We start from the raw sequence: 3,869 nt of genomic DNA, 5'->3' as shown, positions 1-3,869 counted from the left end.
CCACACGCCACCACCAGATGACGCGCCAACAACGACCCCAACACCCCCGTACCACCCACCACCAACACCGCACCCTCCGGATCCAACGCCACCGGCAGGGTGAGCACGTTCTTGCCGGTGTGGCGGCCCTGGCTGATGTGGCGGAAGGCGTCCCGGCCCCGGCGGATGTCCCGGACGGTGAGCGGGAGATGGGTGAGCGCACCCTCCTCGAAGAGGCCCACGAGGTCGGTGAGCATCTCCTGGACGCGGTCCGCGTCGACCCGCATGAGGTCGAACGCCCGGTAGGAGATGTCGGGGAAGGACTCCGGGTCCCTGACGTCGGTCTTGCCCATCTCCAGGAACCGGCCGCCGGGGCGCAGCAGCCGCAGTGAGGCGTCCACGTACTCGTGCGCCAGCGAGTTGAGGACGACGTCGAACCCGCCGTCCTCGCCCAGCACTCGGCGGAAACCCTGCTCGAAGTGGAGGTCCCGGGACGAGGCGATGCACTCGTCCGGCAGGCCCAGGGAGCGCAGCGCGTCCCACTTGCCGGGGCTCGCGGTGCCGAAGACCCGCGCGCCGAGGTGGCGGGCGAGCTGCACCGCGGCCATGCCGACGCCGCCCGCCGCCGCGTGGACCAGCAGCGACTGGCCCGGGGCCAGGGCGGCCAGGTCGGTCAGCGCGTAGTAGGCGGTCAGGAAGACGACGGGAACGGCTGCCGCCTGGGCGAACGTCCAGCCGTCCGGGACGGTGACGAGCATCCGGCTGTCGGTGGCCACCACCGGTCCGAACGCACCGGGCAGCAGGCCCATGACCCGGTCGCCGGGCACGAATCCGGTCACCCCGGGGCCGACCTCGGTGACCACGCCGGCGCCCTCGATGCCGAGCGGGCCGGCCTCGCCGGGGTAGAGCCCCAGGGCGTTCAGCGCGTCACGGAAGTTGAGGCCCGCGGCGCGGACGGCGACGCGCACCTCTCCCGGCTGCAGCGGGGCGAGCGCCTCGGGGCGGGGGCGCAGGGACAGCGCGTCGAGCGAGCCGCTGGCGCCCGGTTCCATCCGCCAGGCCGGCGCGCCCTCCGGGGGCGCGAGCAGCTCGCGGGTGGCCTGCCGGCTCAGCCGCGCCGCCTTCAAGGAGCCGTTGCGCAGCGCGAGTTGGGGCTCCCCGGTGGCGAGGGCGGCGGCCACCAGGCCGGGGGTCGGGTCGGCGTCGACGTCGAGGAGGACGAAACGGCCCGGGTGTTCGGTCTGGGCGGTGCGCAGCAGGCCCCACAGCACGGAGGCGGCGAGGTCCGCCACGCCCTCGCCCGCTTCGGCGGCCACCGCGTTCCGGGTGAGGACGACCAGGGGCGCGGAGGTCCGGTGCTCCTCGGCCAGCCAGCCCTTCAGCAGGAGCAGGACCTCCTGGGCGGCCTCATGGGCCGCGGACGGCACCTCGTGCGCCGGCGCGTTCGCCGTCCACGGGAGGACGACCACGTCCAGGTCCTCGAGCGCGCCGGACAGCGCGCCGGACAGCGCGGCGAGGTCGGCGTGGCGGGTCACGCCCGGCAGGTCCGGGCCGCGCGTACCGAGGACGGCCCAGCGGTCCGTCGGCAGCTCCGGGGCGGCGCCGGCCGGAGTGGCGGCGGCCGGAGTGGCGGCGGCCGAGGTGGTGGCCGCCGAAGTGGCGGCGGCCGGGTCCGGCACCGGCACCCAGTCCACGGCGAACAGCGGCGTACGGCCCCCGCCCGCCGCCGAGTAGGGGCGCAGGGTCAGCGATTCGACGGTGGCGACCGGCGCCCCGCCGGCGTCGCAGACGGCCAGGGCCACGGTGTCGGTACCGGTGGGCGTCAGCCGTACCCGCAGCGCGGTGGCACCGGTGGCGTGCAGTTCGGCGCCGGTCCAGGCGAACGGCAGCCGGAGCCCGGCGGCCCGGTCGCCCTCCAGGACGAGCGGGTGCAGCGCCGCGTCCAGCAGGGCCGGGTGCACGCCGAAACCGGAGGGCTCCGCGCCGGCCGGAAGCCCGACCTCCGCGTACAGCACGTCACCGTCGCGCCAGGCGGCGCGCAGGCCCTGGAAGGTCGGCCCGTAGTCGTAGCCACGGGCGGCCAGGGCTTCGTACGCGTCGGCCACGTCGAGGGGGGTCGCGTCCTTCGGCGGCCAGTTCGTCAGCGCGTTCCCGGCGCCTTCGGCCCCGGCCGCCAGCACGCCGGTGGCGTGGCGCCTCCAGGTGTCGCCGGAGCGCGTGAACACGGCCAGCGACCAGCGTCCCTCCTCCGCGGGATCCAGCACCACGCGCAGGTCGGCCGGGGCGTCGGGGTGCAGGGACAGCGGGGCTTCCAGGGTGAGTTCGTCCAGCCGCCGGCAGCCGGCCCGGGCGCCCGCCGCGAGGGCGAGGTCGACCAGCGCCGTACCGGGCAGCAGCACCTCGTCGCCGATGACGTGGTCGTCCGTCCAGGGGTGGGTCGCGGACGAGAGCCGGCCGGTGAACACCCAGCCCTGCCCGTCGGGCCGCTCGACCGCCGCGCCCAGCAGCGGATGCCCCACCGTCTCCAGGCCGGCCGACGCCACGTCCGCGACGGCGGTGTCCTCCTGCAGCCAGTACGAGCCGTGCTGGAAGGCGTACGTCGGCAGCTCCACCGGCCGCGCCCCGGCGAAGAGCGGGGACCAGTCGGGCAGGTGGCCGGCGAAGGCGGTCTGCGCGACGGCGGCGAGGAGCGAGTCGCTCTCCGAGCGGCGGGCCCGCAGCAGCGGCAGCGCGACCGCGTCGGTCCCGGCGGGCAGGCACTCCGGGACCAGGCCCGTCAGGACGCCGTCGGGGCCGAGTTCGAGGTAGGTCCCGACGCCGAGCCCGGCGAGGTGCTCGACCCCCTCGCCGAACCGGACGGCCCGGCGGATGTGGGACACCCAGTAGTCGGGGGAGCGGAGTTGCTCGGCGGTGGCCTCCCTCCCGGTCACATTGGACACCACGGAGAGCACGGGCGCGCGGAAGGTCAGGCCTTCGAGGACGGTGCGGAACTCCTCCAGCGCGCTGTCCATGTGGGCGGAGTGGAAGGCGTGGCTGACCCGCAGCCGCTTGGTCCTGCGCCCCAGCGCCGCGAAGTGGTCGGCGACCTCGGTGGCGACCTCGGCATCGCCCGAGACCACGACGGACCGCGGGCCGTTGACCGCGGCGATCCCGGCCAGGTGGTCGCGGTCCCCGAGGACCGTCAGGACCTCCTGCTCGGTGGCCTGTACGGCGATCATGGCGCCGTCACCGCGGGCGGCCTGCATCAGCCGTCCCCGCGTCGCCACCATGAGCGCGGCGTCCGGCAGGTCGAGGACGCCCGCGGCGTGGGCGGCGGCCACCTCGCCGATCGAGTGTCCGAGCAGGTGGTCGACCTCGATGCCGTAGTGCTCCAGGAGCCTGAACTGCGCGGTCTCCAGGGCGAACAGGGCCGACTGGGCGTACAGGGTGCGGTCCAGGAGTTCGGCGTCCGCGCCGAAGACGACGTCCTTCAGCGGGACGGGCAGGTGCGCGTCCAACTGCGCGCACGCCTCGTCGAACGCCTTCGCGAAGACGGGGAAGTCCTGGTACAGCCGGCGGCCCATGCCGAGGCGCTGCGCGCCCTGGCCGGTGAAGAGCAGGGCGAGCTTGTTCGAGCCGTCGGTGGGTGCGGTGGGGGGTGCGACGGTGACGTTGTCCGCCGTACCGCCCTCGGCCAGCGCCCGCAGGCCCGCGAGCAGCTCCGCACGGCCGGTTCCGGTGACGACCGCCCGCTGCTCGAACAGCGAGCGCTGCGACACCAGCGACAGGCCCACATCACCCGCCGCGACCGCCGGACGCTCCGCCAGGTGATCCGCCAGGCGGCCGGCCTGCGCCCGCAACGCCTCCACCGACCGGCCGGACACCACCCACGGCACCACAGCCGAGGCCTC

General features: G+C 75.5%; 1 protein-coding gene. It reads right to left on the bottom strand.

The window, feature by feature from the left end; genetic code table 11:
• Positions 1 to 3,869 (bottom strand): acyltransferase domain-containing protein (locus ABZW03_RS38345; protein WP_355269122.1); only part of this gene is annotated, 3,869 nt, incomplete at both ends.

This window comes from Kitasatospora sp. NPDC004799 (assembly GCF_040609095.1).
In the GTDB taxonomy this organism is placed as follows: Bacteria; Actinomycetota; Actinomycetes; order Streptomycetales; family Streptomycetaceae; genus Kitasatospora.
Note: the sequence above shows the minus strand (reverse complement) of the source record. Positions and strands in the feature narration are given on the sequence as shown.